Here is a 22,617-nt window from a genome sequence, read left to right as displayed (position 1 = left end):
AGATTTACAAAATCTCATGGCCATTTAATTAACAATCTTTTACCCTGTAAATATATATATATCGTAATAAAAAAGCTTTAAACGAAAAAATCCCACACAAAATGTATGGGATTAATATTATAAATTATTACTAATAGAAATTACATTTCTAACGCTTTCTTAGGATTATTATCCATTAATAACTCTAACGGATTTTCTAATGCTTCTTTAACCGCTACTAAGAAACCTACTGACTCTTTTCCATCAATAATTCTATGGTCATAAGATAATGCTACGTACATAATAGGTTGAATTACTACCTCTCCATTTACAGCCATTGGACGATTAACAATGTTATGCATTCCCAAAATACCGCTCTGAGGAGGATTAATAATAGGTGTAGATAACATAGACCCAAATACACCTCCATTAGTAATAGTAAATGTACCACCAGTCATTTCATCAACAGTAATTTGCCCATCACGAGCACGTAAAGCTAAACGCTTTACTTCACTTTCAACACCTCTAAATGTTAAGTTCTCAGCATTTCTAATTACTGGAACCATTAACCCCTTAGGACCAGATACTGCAATAGAAATATCTTGGAAATCATGACTTACTTTATAATCTCCGTCAATCATAGAATTTACATCAGGATACATTTTCAAGGCTCTAACTACTGCTAAAGTAAAGAAAGACATAAAACCTAAACCAACACCGTGTTTTGCTTTAAAGTCTTCTTTATATTCCTTACGTAAATCAAATATAGGCTGCATGTTAACCTCATTAAAAGTAGTTAACATTGCTGTTTCATTTTTTACAGAAACTAAACGTTGTGCCACTTTTCTACGTAACATAGAAAGTTTTTTACGTTCTGTTCCTCTTGACCCCATTCCTGGAGTTCCCATAGAAGGAACTGCTTTTACAGCATCTTCTTTAGTTACACGACCATCTTTACCTGTTCCTTTAACATCACCAGCATTTATTCCTTTTTCAGCTAATATTTTTTTAGCTGCTGGAGAAGCTGCACCTGTTGCATAAGTTTCTTTAGCTGGTTCAGCTTTAGGAGCTTCTTTCTTTTCTTCAGCTTTAGGAGCTTCTTTCTTCTCTACTCCTCCTTCAGGCTTAGCTGCACTCATATCAATATGACACACTACAGCACCAACCTCAACAGCATCACCTTCTTCAGCTTTTAAAGTGATAATTCCACTTTCTTCCGCAGGTAACTCCAATGTTGCTTTATCAGAATCTACCTCAGCAATTGGTTGATCTTTTTCTACATAATCACCGTCTTCAACTAACCAAGTTGCTATTTCTACTTCGGTAATTGATTCCCCCGGAGAAGGAACTTTCATTTCTAAAACCATCAGTTCTAATTTTTATATATCTGAATTATTTTATTTCTATTTATTAATTAATCAAACACTTGTGCTAAAACCGCCTTATGACGTCTTGTATAACGAGCACTTGATCCAGCTGCTGGAGCAGAATGATAACCTCTTGAAGCACATTCTAACCTAGCATTTTCAAATCTTTCTAACATATACCCCCAAGCTCCCATATTTTTAGGCTCTTCTTGTGCCCAAACATAACGTTCTACATTTGGATATTTGTTCATAATTTCTTTGATTTTAGCATTGTTTAACGGGAACAATTGTTCTATTCTTACTAATGCTACATCTTCTCTTTCTAAAGCTTCTCTTTCAGCTAATAAATCATAATAGAATTTCCCCATACAGAACACCATCTTTTTAACTTTAGAAACCTCTATAGTGTCGTCAATTACTTCTTGGAAAGTTCCATTAGCTAACTCTTCCATTGAACTTACTGCCTTAGGTAAACGTAATAAACTTTTAGGAGTAAATACAATTAAAGGCTTTCTAAAATCACGTTTCATTTGACGACGTAAGATATGGTAAATGTTAGCAGGTGTAGAACAATTTGCTATTGTCCAGTTATCAATTGCTGATGACTGTAAAAAACGTTCAATCCTTGCAGAAGAGTGCTCAGGTCCTTGCCCTTCATATCCATGAGGTAATAACATTACCAATCCATTTTGCAACTTCCACTTATCTTCAGCAGAAGATATATATTGATCAAACATGATTTGAGCTCCATTCGCAAAATCTCCAAACTGTGCTTCCCAAATAGTTAATGTATTTGGCGCAGCCATTGCATAGCCATAATCAAAACCTAAAACTCCATACTCAGACAAGTGAGAGTTATAGATTGTCATTTCTCCTTTATTATTAGGGTTCGTATTTAATAAGTTGATTCTTTCTTCTGAAAGTTCATCTCTTAATATAGCATGACGATGTGAGAAAGTTCCTCTTTCTACATCCTCTCCAGAAATGCGAATATCATAACCTTCCTCTAATAAAGTTCCATACGCTAAATTCTCAGCAGTTCCCCAATCTAATTCATTAGTTTCAAAAGCTCTTTTAGCTCTATCTTTTAAAATTTTCTCTGCTTTTCTAAAAAACTTTACCCCTTCTGGAACTGTAGAAATCGTTTTTGCTATTGCTTTTAATTTCTCTAGATCATACGTAGTATCTATAGGCTGAAACATAGCCTCTAATTGCTTACGTATAAACCCTTTCCATACTTCAGGCATGAATTCATTTACCTTAGAAACTTCTTGTTTCTTAGACTCTTGAAATTCTTCCTCTAACATTTCTTTATAGTCGTCAGTTATTTGCTTTACATAGGCTTCATCTAAGGTCCCATTAGCTATTAACTGCTCTGAATATATTACTTTAGGGTTTGGATGTTTCGCTATAGCTTTGTATAAATTAGGTTGCGTAAACTTCGGTTCATCTCCTTCATTATGTCCATATTTTCTATACCCTAATAAGTCAATAAATACATCACGTTTGAATTTCATTCTAAATTCAACTGCCAATTGCATCGCATGACAAACCGCTTCAGCATCATCTGCATTAACATGTAAAACTGGAGATAAAGTAACCTTAGCTACATCTGTACAATACGTACTTGATCGCGCATCTAGGTAGTTTGTAGTAAAACCAACTTGGTTATTTACTACTACATGTATTGTTCCTCCCGTTTTATATCCGTTTAGCTGAGCCATTTGAATTACTTCATACACGATTCCTTGTCCAGCTACAGCCGCATCCCCGTGTACTAAAATTGGTAAAATTTTAGCATCATCACCATTATAATCATTATCTATTTTAGCTCTTACAATACCTTCAACAACTGCGTCTACCGTTTCTAAGTGTGAAGGGTTAGGAACTAAATTCATTTTTATTTCCTGACCTTCTTGATAGGTTTTGCTTAATGTTAGACCTAAATGATATTTAACATCTCCATCAATATCCTGATCTTCAAAGTCTTTCCCTTCAAACTCACTAAATAAATCTCTAACTGGTTTTTTAAAGATGTTTACCAATGTATTTAAACGCCCTCTATGCGCCATACCTAGAACACATTCTTTAACACCATATTTTTCAGCAGCATCACGAAGCGCCATACTAATTCCAGGAATTAGTGTTTCTCCTCCTTCAACTGAGAAACGTTTTTGACCAACATATTTTGTTTGTAGAAAACTTTCAAAACCAACTGCTTGGTTTAACTTGGAAAGTATGTATTTTTTAGTATCAACAGAATACTTAGGGTGGTTATCATTTTGATTTAAACGATTTTGCCACCATTTTAATTCTTCTGGGTTTCTTAGATACATATACTCTACCCCAATACTATCACAATAAATAGCTTTTAGGTGTTCAATAATTTGGGATAATTTTTTAGGGCCAATCCCTAAAATTTCTCCTGCATTGAAAACAGTATTTAAATCATTTTTAGTTAATCCAAAGTTTTCTATATCTAACGTTGGAGTATACTTTCTTCTTTCTCTTACAGGGTTTGTTTTTGTAAAAAGGTGCCCTCTTGTACGATATCCGTTAATTAAGTCGATTACTAAAAACTCTTTACGAACTTCCTCTGGAATTTCTATTGAGTCATCTTCTTCGCTTAATGTATAATTTTCATTAGCTAAATCATAGCCTTGAAAAAAACTTCTCCAACTTGGTTCTACCGCATCAGGATTTCTTTGGTATTGTTCATATAAATCACCAATAAATTCTGTATGTACTGCGTTTAAGAACGAAAACTTGTCCATATATTAATTATACTTTTCTTTATATAAGAATAATGAGTACAAAAGTACAACTTTTAGCAAAACCTAGTATTTTTTTTATTTTTATTTTCAGATATATTTTATTTGTTGTTTTTTACTACAAACTTAATAATTAGCATTACCATTCAAGAATAACCAACTGATTTACAACTACTATTATTTTTTTTCGTTTTTTTTATTAATTTTTATTTGTTGATATTAAAAAAAAGCCTAAATTTGCACTCGCATTTTAAAACAACAATGTTTTAAATTCCTCCTTAGCTCAGTTGGTTAGAGCATCTGACTGTTAATCAGAGGGTCCTTGGTTCGAGCCCAAGAGGAGGAGCAGAAGGCAACTTGGAAGCCGATAATTTCCAAATTTTAATATATAGTTCTTTTTAGAACATTCCTCCTTAGCTCAGTTGGTTAGAGCATCTGACTGTTAATCAGAGGGTCCTTGGTTCGAGCCCAAGAGGAGGAGCTTTAAAACATCGTTTTTTAACGATGTTTTTTTATGCTTAAAACACTTGAAATATTTAAGAAATAAAAAAAACCGACATCTTTAAAATAATATCGGTTTCTTTGTTTTATTAAATAAGTATTACATTATTCTAACACAAGTTTTTCTAATTTTTCAGAATATTTGCTATATAATATCTCTTTTTCTCCATATAGTCTTTCAGCCACTACTCCCTTATCTAAACAATACTCTACTAGCTTATTAGATTGCACAATAGGATGCGATTCATCCGTATACTTTATACTACTTATAAACTCAAGCCAAGGTTCTTGCCCCATAGCATAAACATATACTTCTTTTGCATTAAAAGCTTCTATTAAGGCCTTCCCTCTTTCATAATCTGATCCTGCTAATCTCCTAGAAAAATCCTTATCTCTTTCTATCGGAGTTGTTAAAAGCGGCCCATACAACCAAGATAATGGAGCACCGTCACATTCCATACCAAGAAAAACTACATCTACATCTCCCAATACATTTTGTATATTTTGATAAAGTTGCTTTGCTATATTACAAGAGTCAGCAACAAAAAGCATAGTAAAATCACCAACCCCTACGTGATAGCAAGCTTTTGATTGTATATTTAAATCAGCATGCTCACCAATAAAAGGTACTCCGGTAATCTTACAATCATGAAAGTCTACGGTATCCATCTCATCTATTTCAATTACATTATTAAACCCTACAGCATTTAACATTAATCTTAAACTCGGATCTTGTAAAGCCCCATTAGATGATCTTGGAACTACAATGTTTTTTATTTTGTGGCGTAAAGGTATTAGCGTTTCAAATAAAATATGATCTTGATGATTATGTGTAATCAAAACATAATCTATTGTTTCTGGCAAGTCCATATCTGAAAAACGCTCTACTTCATGATCATACCCATAATAACTAATTACTGGGTCTATCATAATTGATAAGTCTTTTGTTTCAACAAGTATACTTGCATGACCAAAATACCTCATTCGTACTTTGTCTCCTGAATATTTTTTATATTCTTGTGGCTCCTCTGTAGTGAAAAAAGTACCAAAAAGATCCTTTTGATTTTCTGGAACACCTAACATATTTGCTATTTCTTCAAATGAACCAGGGTTTCGTTTCATTTTACTTAAAACATCTAAACCAGAATGGTTAAAAGGAATATCTAAATGAATTTTATCTTCCTCCATCAATCTAGGTGTACTCAACACAAATGGACGTTCATCATTATTTGTTAACCACAAAAGAACACTTTGAGATTCTGGCTTATAATATTTACTATTATATAAAAGCGACTCAAAAAACCTATACGAAGGATTCCCATTTAAATCATATACCAACTCAACATACCCCTTTAATATTTCTGGTATTTCATCATATAATGGAGCTAATGAATAGCCTTTTGCTTTTGTTTTTAAAAGTAAATCCAACTGATTAATAGCTTCATTAAAAGCCAACAAATCTTTTTGTTTTTCTAAAGTTTGTTCTTTTAATTTTTTAATTTCTTCTACTCTTTTTCCTTCATAGTCAATAAAAGGCCCTCCTAACATTTTTGGGTTTGCAACTGCTGCTGCATGAGCAGCTGGTGCTTGAATATACGAATTCATAATCTTTATATGTCTTCCTTTTACATTCATTGCACTAGTAGCTGGAGATATTAAGTGACTCCAAGCATACCACTTATCAAATAAAGGCTCTATAACAACATTAGGTTTTAAATAAACTTTTTTTTTATTCATTATTTTTTATTTAGAAAAGATATTTTACAGTTATTAACTAATACCATTTCTAACTTAAACTCACACCATAAAACCGCTTCTTTTGCTCAACACTTCAAAATACAACAGAATCTTAACTATTCTTTACTATACTTGTATCATTTTTTCTTTTAAGCCAAAATACACTACTTTTTCTCTTGATTAAATTTAAATAAGAACTGGTAAACCACCTCAACACATAGCTTAATGAGGTAGTAAATTGGTTTTATCATAATTTCACAGATAAAACACTAGGGAAGATGAATTTCTTATATGTTAGCCAACTATTAAAACTATTAGCTAATATAATTTAGATATGATTTATAAAGTGGGAAAATTATTTTTTCAGGAACTCCTAAAGCTAAACCAGCATATATTAATGCATTATAAAAAACATTTTGACGCGGAGCTCCTTTCCATAGAGTAGCCACTCCTTTTCTAGCACTTCTCTTAGTATGCCAATCTATATTAAATGATATTGATTTGCTTAATCCATGAACTTGATGCAGCATCCCTGCTGGCATATATAATATATCACCTGGTTCAAGTAAAGCTTCTTTGATTTTTAGATTCTTTGCCTTTGGAAATTTTTCATAATCTGGATTTTGAGGATCAAATTTAGCCCATCTCCAACCTTTGATATAACAATCTTTTTTCTGAGCAGCTTCAATCAAAATAAATTTCTTCCTTCCAACAACCTGAAAAAACAAGTTATTTGTTAACAATGTATCAAAATGTAAAGGAGTTAAACTTCCTGTTGACCCCATAAAAAACTGAATATAGTTTTGCCATTTATTTCGATACCATTTAGGTAGTAACTCCTTAGGAAAAGGTAATATATCAGGTAAATATTCCGGAAACATATAAAAGAGAGGAATATCATGCAAATAACCTGGAATCTCTGCATCTAAACCCATTTTCAAATTTTGTTCAAATTCATCCAATAATTCTACATAGGTACTTAACTGCATTTTTTCTCTTTTACCTTCACTTATCTTTCCTACTTTTATAGATACTTCTTTGCCCTCTTCTTTAGATTTAAAATATTCTGTATTCCAATCTAACGCATGCCAATCTTTTGTTAGACCTCTTATGACTACTGGCTTATCTTTATTTACATATTCTTTGTAAAACTTTTCCCTATTAATTTCTTCTTCAATAGTTATATGTTCAAAAGATTTTATTTTTTTTATATCTACTTGATTCATTGTTTGTGTTTAATTGCAGTTGTTGTTTTTAATGTGTAGCTAATTATTTCTTTCTCTAGACTTAATATCACATTTTTATTCCTCAAAACTCCATCTATTTTTCTTATAGCTCTCTAGCAACTTTATAAAATTATAGAGATACTATAAGTAGTATTATAGTATCTCTATATAACTTATACAAGAGTATATTTTGAGTATTTATTCATACATACAGCTATAGCCTCTTTCATTATTTCTATTGCAGCATCAACAATAGTATGTGTAGTAATTAATGGAGGAACTAAACGTAAAACATTATCATGATGACCACCAACTTCAAATAATAAACCTCTTTGAAAACATTCTTTTCTAAATTCTTTTACAAACTCAGGAAATGGTTCTTTAGATTCTTTACTTTGAACAAATTCAACACCAATCATCATACCTCTTCCTCTAACTTCTCCCATAAATGGGTTGTCTATTTTCATAGCTTCTAGCTTTCCTTGTAAATAACTTCCTATTTCCTTTGTATGCTCTTCAATATTATATGTTTCAATAAAATCTAAAGCTCCTCTTGCTGCAGAAATACTTACTTGATTCCCTCTAAATGTTCCAATATGTGCAGCTGGTCCCCAAGCCTCGATATCTTTTCTATAAATTAATCCTGAAATAGGAAATCCAACCCCTCCAAATCCTTTTGAAAAAGTTATAATATCTGGAACAGCTTTTGTATTCATAAACTCTAAAAACTTTCCTGTTCTATAAAATCCGCATTGAATCTCATCAAAAATAACCAATACACCATGTCTATGAGCAATATCTACTAAACCTTCCAAATACCCCTCTTGAGGCACGATATTCCCTCCTTCTCCTTGAATTGGCTCCACAATAATGGCAGCTGGCTTTAATATACCCGAATGGCTATTACTCAACATTTCTTCAAACTGAGCTAAACCATCTATTTCATTTGTTGATTCTACATCTAATTCACTCCTATAAGGATAGTTATACGGAGCAAAATGTACATTTGGCATTAATGATGAAATATGATTTCTAAACCCTACATCAGAAGTTACCGCTAATGCTCCAGAAGTCATCCCGTGATACCCTCCTTTAAAAGAAATTATCCCGTCTCTTCCTGTTTTAATTTTGGCTAATTTAATTGCTGCTTCTACAGCATCAGACCCTGTTGGTCCACCAAAACAAACCTTATACTCTTCCCTTATATCTTTTGGTAAGTTTTTAACAATTTTTTGAATTAACAACATTTTATTTTCCGTTGGAAAATCTAAAGCATGAATCAACTCTTCTTGTTGTTCTTTTACGTACTCTAATACAAAATCATTACAGTGACCAACATTTAATACACCACATCCTCCAAAAAAATCAATAAACTGATTTCCATCAACATCTTCCACAATACTTCCTTTAGCCTTTTTTATTGCGATAGGCATACTTCTTGGATAGGATACAATACTTCCTTCTATATCTTTTTGAAGTTCTAATAACTGTTTTGATTTTTCACCTGGCAATGAAGAAGTCACTATTTTCGCACCTTCAGCCAAGTGGTATTTTTTTAATAATTCCATAATAATAAATAATTAGTTTGTATATAGTTTTGTTTGAAAAAATAGATTTCAAAAACATCTTACATCAAGGAGAAAATCTACGTTTAAACTGAAATGGTTATTACAAAAACAAGATTTATTCTCAACTTACCCTCAATTACAGTTAACTACCTGTGTATTTTACCTTTTGACAGCACCAAAAATTTCTTTAACAAAAAATCTGTAAGACTAGGTTACCTCAATATTTTTGATTGAAGAACACCTACTACTCAACTACAATTCATTCTATATTAAAGTAGTTCCTTAAAAAGTAATCCACCACAGAACAACCTTACGAGAGGTATTTATAAGATATCAAGTTTGGTTCCGAAGTAAGCTTCTGGATATTGTGCTCTTTGAAGGTAGTAGTAAAATATTTTTAATTTATAGTATCAAACCGTCTTCCAAAATAGCTTCAGACAATTCTTCATGCAATAATGTTAATACTTCTTGAAAGTTACCTTTTTCAAATATCAAAGAAATGGAATTAAAGAATAATCTAGACCCCAAAATACTAATACCATTAGTATTTAATAAGGTTTTAATCCTTCCTAATTCTTGCTTTTTATCCATACTTTGACTTGTAATTGTAATTAATGCAATATTTCTCTTTACAATTTCAATATTTTTTACGCTAGAAAGTAAGGGTAAACTACTTTCGTTCTTACACGTGTCTTTATCAAAAAAATTAACACATTCATCTGCCACAACATAGTAGGATCTTTCATTACTACTAGGAGTTTTCATTCTAAAAAACAAATAGTTTTTATCTAAAATTTCCTTAATTAGCTCTTTAGGCAAACTCCATTCTTTTTCAAAACTTACAAGACTGCATGACTGGTGTAATGACAGCGCTTTTTGAGGAGAAAAATATTGGTTTATAACTTGAGTTCCTGTAAACTCACAATTAAATGTATTTCTAATTAAAAAAGGTATATTGTGCTTTGAAAGTTCATCAATAGACTCAGGATGCACTAAAACATTTGCTCCAAATTTTGACAAGCTTTTAAGCTCATCATAGGTAATATTACTTAATGAATTTGCTTTAGACACCTTATTAGGATCAGCAGTCATAATACCATTCACATCTGTCCATTTAGTTACTTTTTCTGCCTTCAATAATGTACCTAATATAGTTGCTGTATAATCAGATCCTCCTCTACCTAACGTAGTAGTATCTCCATATATAGAACTAGCTATAAACCCGGTTATAACATAGCTTTCTTTATTCTTATGAAAAAATGAAGTTACAGCTTCTTTTGTTAATTCCCAATTAACCTTTGCACTCCTATGAGTATCATCAGTTAAAATTAAGCTTCTAGCGTCTTTAAATAAAAAACCTAACCCATTATCCTGCAAATAGGCAGTTATTATTCTAGCTGAAAATAACTCTCCAAAACTTAGTAAGCTATCATGATCTTTATTTTGCACCTCTTTACTAGCATATATTTCACTCGTTACATCAATTAGGTTTTTATAAGTATATTCAATATCATTTAATAAATCAACAGGCTCATTATCAAATAAAGTATCAATAAAATCATAATGTTTATTTTTTATTATTTCAAGGGTGAGTTTATACTCTTCATCATGCTTAATTAGTAAATTAATTAGGTTTACTAATTCATTTGTTATTCCTTTTAAAGCTGATACTACTATTATTAATGGCGATTCCTCTAAATCATAACCTTTAATTATTTGCAGCATATTCTCTAAAGATCTTTTAGAACTTACTGAAGTTCCTCCAAATTTCAAAACTTCCATATTTTTTCTTTTTATTAATTGATACGTTTTTTAGTCTTTGCTTTACAAATTAGCAACAATACCCTAACCTATTATAAAACAAGCATCATATTCATGACTTTTAAGCAATTTTTGAACACTCAAAATCAACCAAGTAACCTTACTTGAATAAAATTTAAGTTTTATTACTTAATAATTTTCTATGGCTATTTTATAAGTAAGTTAGTTTTTACTTTACATTTCAAACAGTTCTTTGTTTGTAAGCATACTTATATCCAATGTAAAATCTTTTTCAGAAGTAACTAAATGACATTTATAATCATTATGAATGTCAATGTTTTTATAATACCATCTTTTAGTTTCTTGATGAATACAATCTGAATGAATTTTAATAGTTTGTAGCGGAAAGTTCAATCCTCTTCCATCTGCCTTACATACCGATTCTTTAATTGTCCAGATTTTATAAAACTCATCAAATGGAGAGGTCGACTTTACAATATTGTTCTTTTCTGAACTATTTAAAACAGTAGAAAAATCGTCAATATTTATTTCTTTATTTATTTTTTCTACATCAATACCCAAAGCATTTTTCTCTTTAACATAAGCACAAACCACGTATTCTCCTGAATGGGAAATATTAAAAGAGATCGTATCCTCTATGTATGGTTTATTATATTTTGTATACTGAATATCATTAAGCGACTTATTTATTGATAAGTTTTTAAATGCTTTTTGTAATAAAAGCTTACCTAATAAGCTAGCTTGACGATCATTCCAAAACCTAAATTTATTTATTGAGGTATGAAACTCTTTAGGTATTAACTGTAAGCCTTTATCCCATAATTTTTTGGTTAGAGGCTTACAGTTATGCACATACTGTACATATATTATATTACACATAAATTATAATATGTAATTAAAAAAAATCATTATGCAAATTCTAGAATACCAGACATATAATCTACTGGTACAGTTGCTGTAAAATTTTGTCTTAATGACTCTATTCTAACAATAATTTTTCGAGTATTATTTACTTTTAAAACCTCACAATCAAAGCCATTTAAAGGCCCATTAGTTATTTTTCTAACCTCTCCTACTTTAGGTAGCTCATTATTAGCTTCAACGCCTAAAATATTATCATCTCCTACTAACATTTTCATTTTATCTATTTCTTTTTCTGTAACTCTAGCATATTCTTTACCAAAACGTATATAAGAACAGGCTCCGTTTACAGATAAAGCTTTATGCAACTCTGTAGGTGAATTTAGGTTAACAAACACATAAGAAGGCAACAATGGCTTTAATATCACTTTTTTGCGATCACTCCATTGTTTTAGTGTTTTTACTTGTGGAAAAAATGACTCTAAACTTATCTCTTTTAAAGATTCATAGACTTTCTTTTCCCAACGTGATCTGACATATATCACATGCCAACCGTTAGCATATTTCATAAATTTAGTTTGGTTTAGTTTATAGTATTAGTTATCGGTTATAATCAAGGCTTCGCCTCTCTCACTCACATGAGAATTTATTTGGTTTTTAGTTATACTTAGTTTTAGGAACACAAAAGTCCCTTTCACATATTGCAGATAGTTATTTGGTGTGTAGTAGGTAGAGTTAAATAACTATCATTTTTTAATAGTACAATTATAGCGATTTTTTATGTCAAATACATTCTTAAACATTAAGAAATTGTAAAAACGAGCTTATCAACTCCTGCATCAACAACACCTAAAAACCTCACAAACCACTATAAAGCAAACAATTAACAAAACACAAAGTTAACTAAACTTACACTGTTTTTTTTAATTTTTTTAACAAAGTGTTAGAAAAAAGTAGTAGTTACACCTAGTAAACAAAGAGTTCTCAATGTAAAAACAGCAATAAAAATGTTAATTTATTACACATTTACCAACGCATAAGATTACTGTTTTATTATTTAAAAAGCCAAAAAAAGAAATACAATTTTCTATATTATCATAACAAAACACTCTTGATGTGATGAATAACCCCACAGCTATTTTTAGTAGTCAAAATAAAAACTTCATAAAAAAGCCCTTCCTAAAATTAATTTAGAAAGGGCTTTTAATTTAAACGTTATATAAACTATTTATTTTCTAATTTCTCTATTCTTTTTTCTAGTTTTTCAATAACATTTAACAATTGTTTATTAACTGTTTTTGAGTTTTCTATTTCTTTTTTATGAGTTACCAATTGTTTTTCTTGTTGAATGGTGTATAAAGTTAATTCCTCTACTTTTTCTAACAATTTTCTATTCATTTCTCCTAATTCTATTCCTTTATTCTCCTTTACTTCTTTAGCAGATGGAATGTTAGGTAAATGTCCTTTTTCATTTATATGTTTTTCTACTTCTTTTAAGGTTGGTAAGGTGTATTCTTTAGTAAATACATAGTCTGGCCATGTTCTAGATTCTACTTTTATTTCTCTTGCTCCTATTGAACCATCTACTGCTAATTTATATTCCGTTGGTATTTTAGTTGTTCCAATTCCTAATCTACCATCTCTAGTTAACAGCATTTTAGTTGAAGTATCATTACCATCTAAATTATCTGTCAAAAACTTTAAGTTCCCTGAGCTACTTAAAAAAGCGTCATGTGTATTTGATGTTATAGCAAATGCTGCTTTTGCCCCATTAGCTCTCTCTATTCCATATGAAACATAAGGAGTAGATTTTAACAACAAACTTCCATTAACTTCTAACTTAGCACTTGGAGTATTGGTCCCAACACCTACATTAGCCCCAAGAAAAGCAATATCTCCTCCTTTTTCTTTTGCGATAACAAAGTCGTTACTTGAATTAAGTCCTACATATGCTTTTCTGCTTCCACTTTGTTTAAACTGCATGTACTGCCATGAGTTATCTGTATTATTAAAATTTAAAACTGCGTCGTTATTTGTTGTTACATTAATAATCCCATCTATATTTACATCCCCTTGTAAACTAGGATTATTATAAGGTACACTTACCACATTAGTACCCGAAATAACCTCATCTACAGTTGTCCAATTTTCATAATTTGCAGCAATATCATCTTGAACTCTTCCTTTTGCATATGCTCTTACTTGAAATCTGTTAAAATATTCTCTAGAATCTAAAAATATAACCACTTTTCCTCCTTCATTTGCTAATTTAATAGGGGGTGCGTATGCTCCATGACTTGATGCTCCATAACTTATAAAATTACCTTGATAAATATACCAGTTAAGCATTACTCCTATAGACTTTCCTTTTCCATAGTTATACCCTTCAATAATAACTGTTGGCATTTGTGAGCTACTTATATACGGTAAATTTGTTTTTATTTTAATTCCATTTTTTGGTGTACCGTTAAAACTATAACTTAATGGTGTGTAATGTTGCGCGGTTACTCCTATTGTAAGTAGTAAGGTAAAAATGTTAAGTATCCTTTTCATACTCTTGTTATTTAATTAATTGTTATTAAAAATGTGTTACTTTTCTCGCTCTTATTGTTCGCTTTATCAAAAGATTGTACGTACCAGTAATAGGTGTTTTTTTCTAAACTTTCTTTCTTAAACGTTTTATTTGTTCCTTTATCTTTAAAATTTAATTGTGTTAAATTAACATCGTTAAATACATAAATACTATCTATTTCTTCGGTTCCTGCCACATCCGTTCTAGTCCATGTAAAATCTATAGTAGTTTCTGTTTGGGTAGCATTGTTTTCAGGACTTGTATTGACTGGTTTGTTAGGTGCTTTAGAATCTACCGTAATTTTTCTTGCAGTAAACTTTCCGTTTTGTGTATCACTTTGCGGACGTACTTTCCATGTAAAACCTCCTTCTCCAAAAGTATGTGTATAAGCAGTCTCATTAACAATAACATCTTTTACAATAGTTCCTTGATCATCTGGCTGCCAAATTTGCACTCTATACTCAGTAGCATCCGTAACTTTAGTCCAAGTTAAGTTATGGTCTGTTTTATTACTAATTTCACTATCTAACGGTAACAATAATTCTGTTTCAGCATTTCCTATATCTGTATTCGTGATGCTTAGTTTATGTGTAGTATAGCTAGTTTCATATTCACTGTTTTTACCTTTTATACGCCATTCGTATTCGCCTAAGGTTAATTTTTGATTATAGGTATTTTTAGCAACTAAAGTGTCGGTTAAAATTTGTGCAGCGTTCGCAAAAGTTGGGGTTGCTATTTGCAATTGATAGGAATCAGCTTCAGCCAATGCTTCCCATAAAAAAGTTACACTTCCTTCTTTTACACTTGCGTTATCTGCTGGTGCTGTAATGTTTATATATCTATTAGAAATATCTTCAACAAAAACAGCTTCACAAGCTACTATCACCACAATAGCAACTGCTAGTAATACAATTTTTCTCATTGGATTATTTTTTATTTTGAATATATCGTTTTTATGATAATAAAACTAAAGTGTACGTTACTCTAAAACTTTAACCTACGATCTATTAGTTCTTTTTCTAACTTTTTAGGGTTTCTTTTAGTATTTGAAGTACAGTTTTCTCCTTCGTTTAATAAGGTAGCTAACTTAATTTTTTCTCTTTCTGTTATTTCCCAACAAAAAGAAGATACTTGGTATCCAAATATGGTCGTTTTAGAAATATCTAACACACCTATTTGTTTTTCTTTATTAAACAAATATACCTTTTGATTTTTTTGGTTATTTGTTTTTACATACATGGCATCTGCTTGTTGCAATTGTTTTTTAACTTCTGGTGTGCTTACCATTCGTAATGCTGAAACTAACTTAGCTTCTGGTATATTTTTCACATATTTAAATACCGATTCATTTTCTTCTTGATTTAGTGCTTTTATTACCGCTACTTTATCTTCTAGAATAAGATCAATATATGTTGGCTTTACCTCTAAACTATCTATGTAATTTACTTTATGTATGCCTTTTTTCTCTTTGGTTGCATCTAAATAGTTTTTATAAATACTCTTAGTAAAACTTTTTTCTACGGTAGTTACTTTTATTAAGTTTTTATACACTGGTATACTAGTCACATCAAAATCGGTTTTATACACCGAAATTTTTCTATTGCCAACTACACCTAATTCTACAGATTTTGATGTAGCATGGTACGTATTTTTTTGAGGTAATACCCCACAAGACACTAACATCCCTACTAAAAACAGGAAACCAAGCAATTTTCTAACACTCATTGTTCAACTTTTAATGATAATTTAAGGGGCAAAAGTACTAAATATTTTTTTCTAAACTATTTTATACTTCATTAGCTTTTAAACAGATAGTTCTATTATATAAACCAGTTCCAAACTACTCCAAAACGGATTACAAAATCTCTATATGGGTAATTAGGTGCCGAAAAATAATTTTTCTTTAAGAAGAATGAACTTATGTTATCTGCTTTAAAATAAATTCTTGTTCTTCTTACTCTACCATTAACAAACAAGTCAACAGTAGGATACCCTACTTCTGTATCATCTTGTAAGGTAAATTCTCCTAATAAAGGGTTATAAGCATTTGCTTTGTAATTAGTGAAATATTTTAAACTAGCTCCTATTTGTATGAATAATGGGTTTCCTCTAAACCAATTATCTGAATAGTACAATGTATTTCTAGTTACAAAATCTGGCACACGCAATACTTCTGAACCACTAGCTACTTTTTGATACATGATTGTATTATCTAGCGCAAATTTCCCAAACTTAAACTCTCTTCCTACTTTTAATTTTAAGTAGTTTATATTTCCAGAATATTGCTCTGGTTGTCCTTCTTTATTAAAATATGTATAATTATCTATATTTGTAATATCTAGTGAAGCATTTCCCCACTTACTTGTAATTTCACCTCCTAATACTCTAGTTCCAATAGCTCCAAGGTTATTATCCCAATTAAACTTATTGTATACACTTTGATGTAATAAGAAATTAAAATTTGGCTGTTTATTATTAATTCTAAATTTAGCCTTAATAGTAAACAAACTATCTTTTTTATAAAAAGCTTCTGCTTGTAAATTATTACCTGCTAACCTTCCACTACCTGGCGTTAAAGAGGCTGAAGCATTTACGTAAAAGTCTTTCACTTTTCCATTCCAATCTGCACCAACATAAACAGCATCTCCTTTTAATTTATTCTTAGTGTTGCCAACTATATTGTTTTGTAAGTACTGATATCCATAATTATATTTAACATATCCTGATTTTACTCGGAATCTCCCTAACACATATTTTGAATTAAAGTCTAAAAACAACTGGTTATCATATAAAGTTAAATCTGTTTGATTACTTAATTCACTAGGTGCTCTTTCTTCTCCAAACAAATCGGATGGAGAATTTTGTTTGAATTTAAAAAACTTTCCGTCACTTATAAATATATGTCCTACTTTAAGGTTGGAAAAATCTTTATTATTTAAAGTATCTTTATTGGCTAGTATCTTAAAACTTTGTTCTATAAACAATCTTTTACCTTCTAACACACTTTCGGCATCATTTAAATTTACATCTAATCTACCTCTATCAGAACTAAAGTTAGGGTTATCTGTTATAAAGTTTGTTAATGATTCTTCTGTTAAACCTCCATTTTCTTGGTTTAAAAAATCTTGATTTACTGCGTGTCCTCTAATTTCGTATTGTCCTTTAGGCGAACTATAATGAAAACTCAATCTAAAATTTCCAGAACTAGCTAAAGCTCTCCTGTACTTTCCTAAAGACCTAAGCCCTCTGTATGATAATGCTACATTAAATCTTTTTGAAAAGTTAGTTGTAAATAAGGCATCTAATACTTGCCCTTGTTCCAGCCCTCCTCTATATAATATCTCAGAAGTTGGTGTAGGCACTTGATAATACTTTACCTCATCTACATCTATAAAATTAAATTGCTTAGCTCTAAAACCTATATCTGGGAACATAGATATTCTATTAAAATCGTACGCTAAACTATTAAAAGTTTGCCCTTGATTATGAAATGGCAACAGCTCAAAATCATCTTTTCTAATAAAATTAAACTTGTAATACTTCTGAATTGTTAAGGTAGTATCTATAATGGTAGTATCTCTTTTATGAGAAATAATTTTATAATCTGTGTATTTAGTTTTCCCACTTAGTTTCACATCAATCTCATTAGAAGGCAATGTATCTCTACTCTGGTTAACATTACCTATACCTACTCCTCTATCTCCAAAACCACCGCCAACTTCTCTAATTTGCCCCACAGCAAACTGTATAAACATACAGTACAAAAAAACTAACAAATTTTTCTTCATAGCCACAAAAGTATAATAATAAAATGAGAAAAAATGTGAATATTTTCTTTGAAAACTGTTAATTTGTAGCATGTTGAAATTAAACTATAGTGGTTTTTCTTTAGAAGCAGGTACTGATGAAGCTGGTAGAGGTTGTTTATCAGGCCCAGTAGTAGCTGCTGCTGTTATTTTACCTGATAATTTTGAGCATGAATTCCTAAACGATTCTAAACAATTATCTGAAAAAAAACGAAAAGAGCTACGCCCTTATATAGAAGAAAATGCATTAGCTTATGCTGTTTCTTTTGTACACAATGAAGAAGTGGATGATTTAAATGTTTTAAAAGCTTCTATTACTGGTATGCACAGATCTATAGAACAACTAAGTACGGAACCTGAATTTATTATTGTAGATGGAAATAAATTTAATCCCTATAAAGAAGTACCTTATGCTACTATAGTAAAAGGTGATGCTAAGTATATGAGTATAGCCGCTGCCTCTGTATTAGCCAAAACTTATAGGGATGATTTTATGGAAAAGATTCATGATAAATTTCCAGCATATAACTGGAAAAAGAATAAAGGATACCCAACTAAAGAACACCGTGAAGCCATTAGAAATTTTGGTGCTACTGAGTACCACAGAAAATCTTTTAAGCTTTTACCAGAACAGTTGAAACTTGAGCTTTAAGCATATACATTCCAGTTAAATACATCAACACTGCTATAGTAGTTATACCTTCATTAATTACGCTAGTTACTATATTATTTCTCATCTTTTTATGTTTTAGTTTTTGCTATTACAATTAAGTTGGGTTTAATTTTAATAACACTCCAAAATTACCATTTAACTTTCACTCATCTAGTAATTATCGTTCAATGCAATTTTCACTATCGATGAATGAACTTTATCTATAGACAAAGTGTTTTTTCAATGATTAAATGCAACATCAATAATCAATTCAACAAAATTTGTATACTAGCGCATAAAACGAAAATCAAAATGATATTACCCAGTAACAATACTTTTTCACGTATAATTTTGGTATTCATAAAAAAAGTATTAGATTAATGACATTAAATTAGATTTGCAACACAACTCTAAACTAACCTTAATAACTTGTTAGCCAAAAAGAGGAGGTACATTAACTATGATTACCTCCTCTATTTTTATATTTTTAATTAGCCTACTTAGATTTTACTCCAACAAAATTATCTGACTTTAATTTAAACAATACATTAAATGTGGTTAAACTTCCATATATACGAGTTATATACTGCTGTAAATCAATTTTATCTTGATCATCTAATGTTTTACTAGCATTTATTTTTTGTTCCATTACTCTAATACGATCTCGTACCATTACAATTTTATGAAAAAACGTATCAATGGGTATTTCTTTAGACGCTAAATTCGTATCAGCTGGTTCAATAATTAATTTCCCTCCTTTAAATTTATCTGCAATGGGTACTACTTCACTTACATCACTCCATTTTTTCAATAGGTTTCTCAAAGTACTTTCTACCTCATAAAAACTCACTGTATCTACCTCATCATGTACCGCATCTATTACCTCAACATCTTCATTTAGTGTTATGGTTTCTAATCCTTTTTCTTGAAAAGTAACCCAATAATGCTTACTATCTACATTGGTTACTACGCCAAACCCATATTCAGGGTGATTAATTCTGGATCCTATTCCTAATAATTTCATGTTTCAATATTTTAATAGATACTAAAATACGTATTTTTGTGTTCCAATTTTTTAGAAAAATGATTAAAAGAACACGTGTTGAAATTAGTAAGTGTATTATTCATAAAGTAGCTAACAAATATAATAGCGGCCAAAATGCCTTATCTGAGAGCTTAGTTCGTTTTGATGAAGAGAGTTATGAATTATTGGTACCTTTTTTATTAAAACCTTTTGGTTCTGTAACGCAAAGCTATCGATTTAGTCATCATGCCGATGTTAGGTTAAATGAGATCAACAAGTACACTTCTGATATTTTTGAAAATGAAGAAAGTTTTATTGAACACTCTAAAAATATTGTCAACCATTTGTACGAACAATCTAATTCTGCCAATATAAAAACGGGAGATGTTATTGTTGCCTATTTTGAAGGTATTGAATATAAAGATGTTCTTACCGAAGCGGTTGGGGTTTTTAAAATTGAAAGTAAGGTAGATTTTTTTCAAACGTATTTAGATGAAGATAGTTTTGATGTGGTGGTACAAAAAGGAATTTCTACCAAAAAGCTAGATAAAGGCTGCTTAATATTAAATTCTTCAGATACTGAAGGAACCGTAGTACTTTCAGTAGACAATAATAATTACGATGCACAATACTGGATTAAAAATTTTTTAAGTGTTAAGTATGCTGACGATCGTAATTTACACACACAAAACTACCTTGAGCTTTGTAAAGAGTTTTCTGAAGAAATTATAAAACCGGAATTTGGTAAACAAGAGCAAAGTACTTTTTTAGCCAACACAGTAGATTATTTTAAAGAACATGAAAGTGTAGATTATCATAATTTTAAAGATGATGTTTTTGAAGAAGACAAACACAAAGATATGTTTGAGGACTATAAAAAGCATTTTGAAAAATTAAACGATGTGTTAATCCGTAATAATTTTGAGGTATCTGACGCAGTGTTAAAAAAGGAAAAAAGCAAGTTTAAAACCGAAATTAAATTAGATACTAACATCCAAATAAAGATTGATGTAGATGCTCCAGATGCTCCTTCTGAATATTTAGAACGTGGATATGATGATGATAAAAAAATGAAGTTTTACAAAGTATATTACAATGCAGAAAAATAGCTATTTGGCTGTGATTCTAATTTTGTAGCATAAATATAAAAGGAGTAAAATGATGAATTTTACTCCTTTTGTTTTACAACTAAACTAATTTTAGTTATTTTTTAGTTTTCACTAATTCTTGTACTAGTTTTTTTAATTCATTAAGCTCTTCCGATTGCTTTTTTAATTGTTTTTCTTGTTGAATAGTGTACAAGGTTAATTCTTCTATTTTTTGTAATAAATTAGCATCCATTTCTCCTAAAAAGAACCCATTCTTTTTTACTTCTTCTGCGCTAGGAATGTCTTTTAAATGCCCTTTTTCTTTAATATGATTTTCTACTTCTTTTAAGGTTAGTAAATTATAATCTTTAGTAAATACATAATCTGGCCAAGCTCTTGACTCTACTTTTATTTCTCTTGCCCCTATTTTTCCATCAACGGCTAGTTTGTAATCTGTAGGTATTTTAGTAGTACCAATTCCAACTTTACCAGCAAAATAATTTTTAGCAGCTTCTGTACCTGCATATATATCATACCTATTATTTACTGTAGCTTTTTTATAGTCATTCGTTGAAATTTTAATTCCATATACATTTTCAATAGTCACCCCTTCTATATTATCTAGTACTTGCGCTTGTATAGCAGCTGCATAATTAATTTTAGCACCTGATGTTGCTTGATGAACTCCTGCTCTTGCCCAAATGCCATAATTAGAACGTAAAGTTCCTTTAAAATTAGTAGTACTTGCAAAAGAACTTGCATCTAAGCCTATTTTATATCCTAAATCTGTTACTCCAGCTGGAATAGAAAAATTTCCTATACCAGAATAAATTCCTTTATCATGACTTGTTACATTTCCTGTTGTTTGTGTATTTCTAGACACTGCAATACCATTTTTAGAAACTTCCCCTACAGCACTAGAATAATGTACATGCAATTTTGATGCAGGTAAACCTGTACCTAAACCTATTCCTACTTTTCCATCCTTGCTAATCATCACCTTTTCACCTGTGCTATTCCTAAAAGCAATAACATCTGCTCTCGAACTACTTTTTCCATACAGTAAAACATTAGCACCAGAACTTAAGGTAGAACCACTACCAATTCCCGTATAACCAGCATTATCAAAACGCAAAAAAGTATTTGAACCTGGGCGGTAGGATGTAAAATGATCAGAAACTCCTAATGTTCCATTTATGTGTAACTTCTTTTTAGGATCAACAGTCCCAACCCCTATATTACCATTTAATTTAATCACCATCCTATCTGCATTGGTATACCCTGAACCATTCCAATACGTAGTATGAAAACGAAGATCACCATAATATGAGCTTCCTGCTGGATTTGGGTTAACGGAGTAGATTCCTGGACCTCCATCACCAAAACTAAGCCCTCCTCTATAAGTTACCTGCCCTCCTGTACTCGGAATATACTCTCCCGATGCTGTTTCTGTTAGTATTAAAGTAGTTTTTTTTCCTTGTGGAGTAGTTTTCCCTACAGTAGTTCCAATGTACCCAGCAAAGTCGCTATACACGGCAGAGTTCCCTCTAACTTCCAATTTAGCATTAGGATTTGCATCATTTACCTCTACCTTTCCATCTTTTTCAGTAATTACTGTTGTTTGTGCTTGTGCCTACATCCCTAATGCAACCATAGCTAGTGTGTATACTAACTTTTTCATGA

16 protein-coding genes and 2 tRNA genes are annotated in these 22,617 nt (G+C 30.8%); 4 read left to right on the top strand and 14 right to left on the bottom strand.

Translation table 11 applies throughout. The annotated features are described in order from the left end of the window. Positions 1 to 140 precede the first annotated feature (140 nt). Together odhB and ABNT65_RS17370 are read right to left on the bottom strand one after the other, a co-directional pair. Entirely contained in the window at positions 141 to 1,346 is a 1,206-nt protein-coding gene (odhB, locus tag ABNT65_RS17375; RefSeq protein WP_348702798.1) for a 2-oxoglutarate dehydrogenase complex dihydrolipoyllysine-residue succinyltransferase, read from the bottom strand. 47 nt (positions 1,347 to 1,393) lie between these two features. Beyond that, positions 1,394 to 4,120, bottom strand: a complete 2,727-nt coding sequence (locus ABNT65_RS17370; RefSeq protein ID WP_348738526.1) for a 2-oxoglutarate dehydrogenase E1 component — start codon at positions 4,118 to 4,120, stop codon at positions 1,394 to 1,396. A 269-nt stretch (positions 4,121 to 4,389) separates the two neighbouring features. Here ABNT65_RS17370 and ABNT65_RS17365 point away from each other — a divergent pair. Both ABNT65_RS17365 and ABNT65_RS17360 read left to right on the top strand, forming a co-directional pair. Next, positions 4,390 to 4,463: transfer RNA gene (locus ABNT65_RS17365), tRNA-Asn, on the top strand. Between the two features lie 61 nt (positions 4,464 to 4,524). Then, a tRNA-Asn gene (locus ABNT65_RS17360) sits at positions 4,525 to 4,598 on the top strand. Positions 4,599 to 4,723: 125 nt separating this feature from the next. On the opposite strand, the gene ABNT65_RS17355 is transcribed toward ABNT65_RS17360, so the two are convergent. The 10 genes from ABNT65_RS17355 to ABNT65_RS17310 form a co-directional block, all read right to left on the bottom strand. After that, positions 4,724 to 6,355, bottom strand: a complete 1,632-nt coding sequence (locus tag ABNT65_RS17355; protein WP_348738527.1) for an MBL fold metallo-hydrolase — start codon at positions 6,353 to 6,355, stop codon at positions 4,724 to 4,726. Positions 6,356 to 6,669: 314 nt separating this feature from the next. Then, entirely contained in the window at positions 6,670 to 7,581 is a 912-nt protein-coding gene (locus ABNT65_RS17350) for a cupin-like domain-containing protein (protein WP_348738529.1), read from the bottom strand. 173 nt (positions 7,582 to 7,754) lie between these two features. Next, positions 7,755 to 9,149 (bottom strand): aspartate aminotransferase family protein, encoded by a 1,395-nt coding sequence (locus ABNT65_RS17345; RefSeq protein WP_348702794.1) that lies wholly within the window; start codon positions 9,147 to 9,149, stop codon positions 7,755 to 7,757. Positions 9,150 to 9,551: 402 nt separating this feature from the next. Continuing rightward, positions 9,552 to 10,931 carry an aspartate kinase gene (locus ABNT65_RS17340; RefSeq protein WP_348738531.1) on the bottom strand — a complete coding sequence of 460 codons (1,380 nt, stop codon included), beginning with the start codon at positions 10,929 to 10,931 and terminating at the stop codon, positions 9,552 to 9,554. Between the two features lie 213 nt (positions 10,932 to 11,144). Next, positions 11,145 to 11,810 carry a 4'-phosphopantetheinyl transferase family protein gene (locus tag ABNT65_RS17335; protein WP_348738532.1) on the bottom strand — a complete coding sequence of 222 codons (666 nt, stop codon included), beginning with the start codon at positions 11,808 to 11,810 and terminating at the stop codon, positions 11,145 to 11,147. Between the two features lie 29 nt (positions 11,811 to 11,839). Continuing rightward, positions 11,840 to 12,361, bottom strand: a complete 522-nt coding sequence (locus ABNT65_RS17330) for a UpxY family transcription antiterminator (protein WP_348702791.1) — start codon at positions 12,359 to 12,361, stop codon at positions 11,840 to 11,842. A 655-nt stretch (positions 12,362 to 13,016) separates the two neighbouring features. Continuing rightward, positions 13,017 to 14,345, bottom strand: coding sequence for a hypothetical protein (locus ABNT65_RS17325; RefSeq protein ID WP_348746446.1), 1,329 nt, complete (start codon positions 14,343 to 14,345; stop codon positions 13,017 to 13,019). 11 nt (positions 14,346 to 14,356) lie between these two features. After that, positions 14,357 to 15,286 (bottom strand): hypothetical protein, encoded by a 930-nt coding sequence (locus ABNT65_RS17320; protein ID WP_348746445.1) that lies wholly within the window; start codon positions 15,284 to 15,286, stop codon positions 14,357 to 14,359. A gap of 62 nt (positions 15,287 to 15,348) precedes the next feature. Continuing rightward, entirely contained in the window at positions 15,349 to 16,089 is a 741-nt protein-coding gene (locus ABNT65_RS17315) for a hypothetical protein (protein WP_348746444.1), read from the bottom strand. A 95-nt stretch (positions 16,090 to 16,184) separates the two neighbouring features. Beyond that, the gene (locus ABNT65_RS17310; protein WP_348746443.1) at positions 16,185 to 18,152 is read right to left on the bottom strand and encodes a putative porin; all 1,968 of its coding nucleotides are present in this window, start codon (positions 18,150 to 18,152) and stop codon (positions 16,185 to 16,187) included. Positions 18,153 to 18,222: 70 nt separating this feature from the next. Between ABNT65_RS17310 and ABNT65_RS17305 the strand changes: the two genes are divergently transcribed. Beyond that, on the top strand, positions 18,223 to 18,822 hold the full coding sequence (locus tag ABNT65_RS17305; RefSeq protein WP_348702786.1) for a ribonuclease HII: 600 nt from the start codon (positions 18,223 to 18,225) through the stop codon (positions 18,820 to 18,822). A gap of 496 nt (positions 18,823 to 19,318) precedes the next feature. Here ABNT65_RS17305 and ABNT65_RS17300 read toward each other — a convergent pair whose 3' ends face one another. Beyond that, positions 19,319 to 19,846 carry a hypothetical protein gene (locus tag ABNT65_RS17300; protein WP_348702785.1) on the bottom strand — a complete coding sequence of 176 codons (528 nt, stop codon included), beginning with the start codon at positions 19,844 to 19,846 and terminating at the stop codon, positions 19,319 to 19,321. Positions 19,847 to 19,905: 59 nt separating this feature from the next. Here ABNT65_RS17300 and ABNT65_RS17295 point away from each other — a divergent pair, with 59 nt between their 5' ends. Next, the gene (locus ABNT65_RS17295) at positions 19,906 to 20,955 is read left to right on the top strand and encodes a nucleoid-associated protein (protein ID WP_348738539.1); all 1,050 of its coding nucleotides are present in this window, start codon (positions 19,906 to 19,908) and stop codon (positions 20,953 to 20,955) included. Positions 20,956 to 21,049: 94 nt separating this feature from the next. Here ABNT65_RS17295 and ABNT65_RS17290 read toward each other — a convergent pair whose 3' ends face one another. After that, entirely contained in the window at positions 21,050 to 22,492 is a 1,443-nt protein-coding gene (locus tag ABNT65_RS17290) for a hypothetical protein (RefSeq protein ID WP_348746442.1), read from the bottom strand. Positions 22,493 to 22,617 lie beyond the last annotated feature (125 nt).

Origin of the sequence: Tenacibaculum sp. 190524A02b (genome assembly GCF_964036645.1) — a bacterium.
Classification (GTDB): Bacteria; Bacteroidota; Bacteroidia; order Flavobacteriales; family Flavobacteriaceae; genus Polaribacter; species Polaribacter vairaonense.
This window is presented reverse-complemented; position numbering and strand designations above follow the sequence as displayed.

Excerpts from the sequence above, each read along its gene's own strand:
- ABNT65_RS17295 (WP_348738539.1), top strand. The coding sequence starts at position 19,906 with ATGATTAAAAGAACACGTGTTGAAATTAGTAAGTGTATTATTCATAAA.
- ABNT65_RS17305 (WP_348702786.1), top strand. The coding sequence starts at position 18,223 with ATGTTGAAATTAAACTATAGTGGTTTTTCTTTAGAAGCAGGTACTGAT.
- ABNT65_RS17355 (WP_348738527.1), bottom strand. The coding sequence starts at position 6,355 with ATGAATAAAAAAAAAGTTTATTTAAAACCTAATGTTGTTATAGAGCCT.
- ABNT65_RS17320 (WP_348746445.1), bottom strand. The coding sequence starts at position 15,286 with ATGAGAAAAATTGTATTACTAGCAGTTGCTATTGTGGTGATAGTAGCT.
- ABNT65_RS17370 (WP_348738526.1), bottom strand. The coding sequence starts at position 4,120 with ATGGACAAGTTTTCGTTCTTAAACGCAGTACATACAGAATTTATTGGT.
- ABNT65_RS17325 (WP_348746446.1), bottom strand. The coding sequence starts at position 14,345 with ATGAAAAGGATACTTAACATTTTTACCTTACTACTTACAATAGGAGTA.
- ABNT65_RS17340 (WP_348738531.1), bottom strand. The coding sequence starts at position 10,931 with ATGGAAGTTTTGAAATTTGGAGGAACTTCAGTAAGTTCTAAAAGATCT.
- odhB (WP_348702798.1), bottom strand. The coding sequence starts at position 1,346 with ATGGTTTTAGAAATGAAAGTTCCTTCTCCGGGGGAATCAATTACCGAA.
- ABNT65_RS17345 (WP_348702794.1), bottom strand. The coding sequence starts at position 9,149 with ATGGAATTATTAAAAAAATACCACTTGGCTGAAGGTGCGAAAATAGTG.
- ABNT65_RS17330 (WP_348702791.1), bottom strand. The coding sequence starts at position 12,361 with ATGAAATATGCTAACGGTTGGCATGTGATATATGTCAGATCACGTTGG.
- ABNT65_RS17315 (WP_348746444.1), bottom strand. The coding sequence starts at position 16,089 with ATGAGTGTTAGAAAATTGCTTGGTTTCCTGTTTTTAGTAGGGATGTTA.
- ABNT65_RS17335 (WP_348738532.1), bottom strand. The coding sequence starts at position 11,810 with ATGTGTAATATAATATATGTACAGTATGTGCATAACTGTAAGCCTCTA.
- ABNT65_RS17300 (WP_348702785.1), bottom strand. The coding sequence starts at position 19,846 with ATGAAATTATTAGGAATAGGATCCAGAATTAATCACCCTGAATATGGG.
- ABNT65_RS17310 (WP_348746443.1), bottom strand. The coding sequence starts at position 18,152 with ATGAAGAAAAATTTGTTAGTTTTTTTGTACTGTATGTTTATACAGTTT.
- ABNT65_RS17350 (WP_348738529.1), bottom strand. The coding sequence starts at position 7,581 with ATGAATCAAGTAGATATAAAAAAAATAAAATCTTTTGAACATATAACT.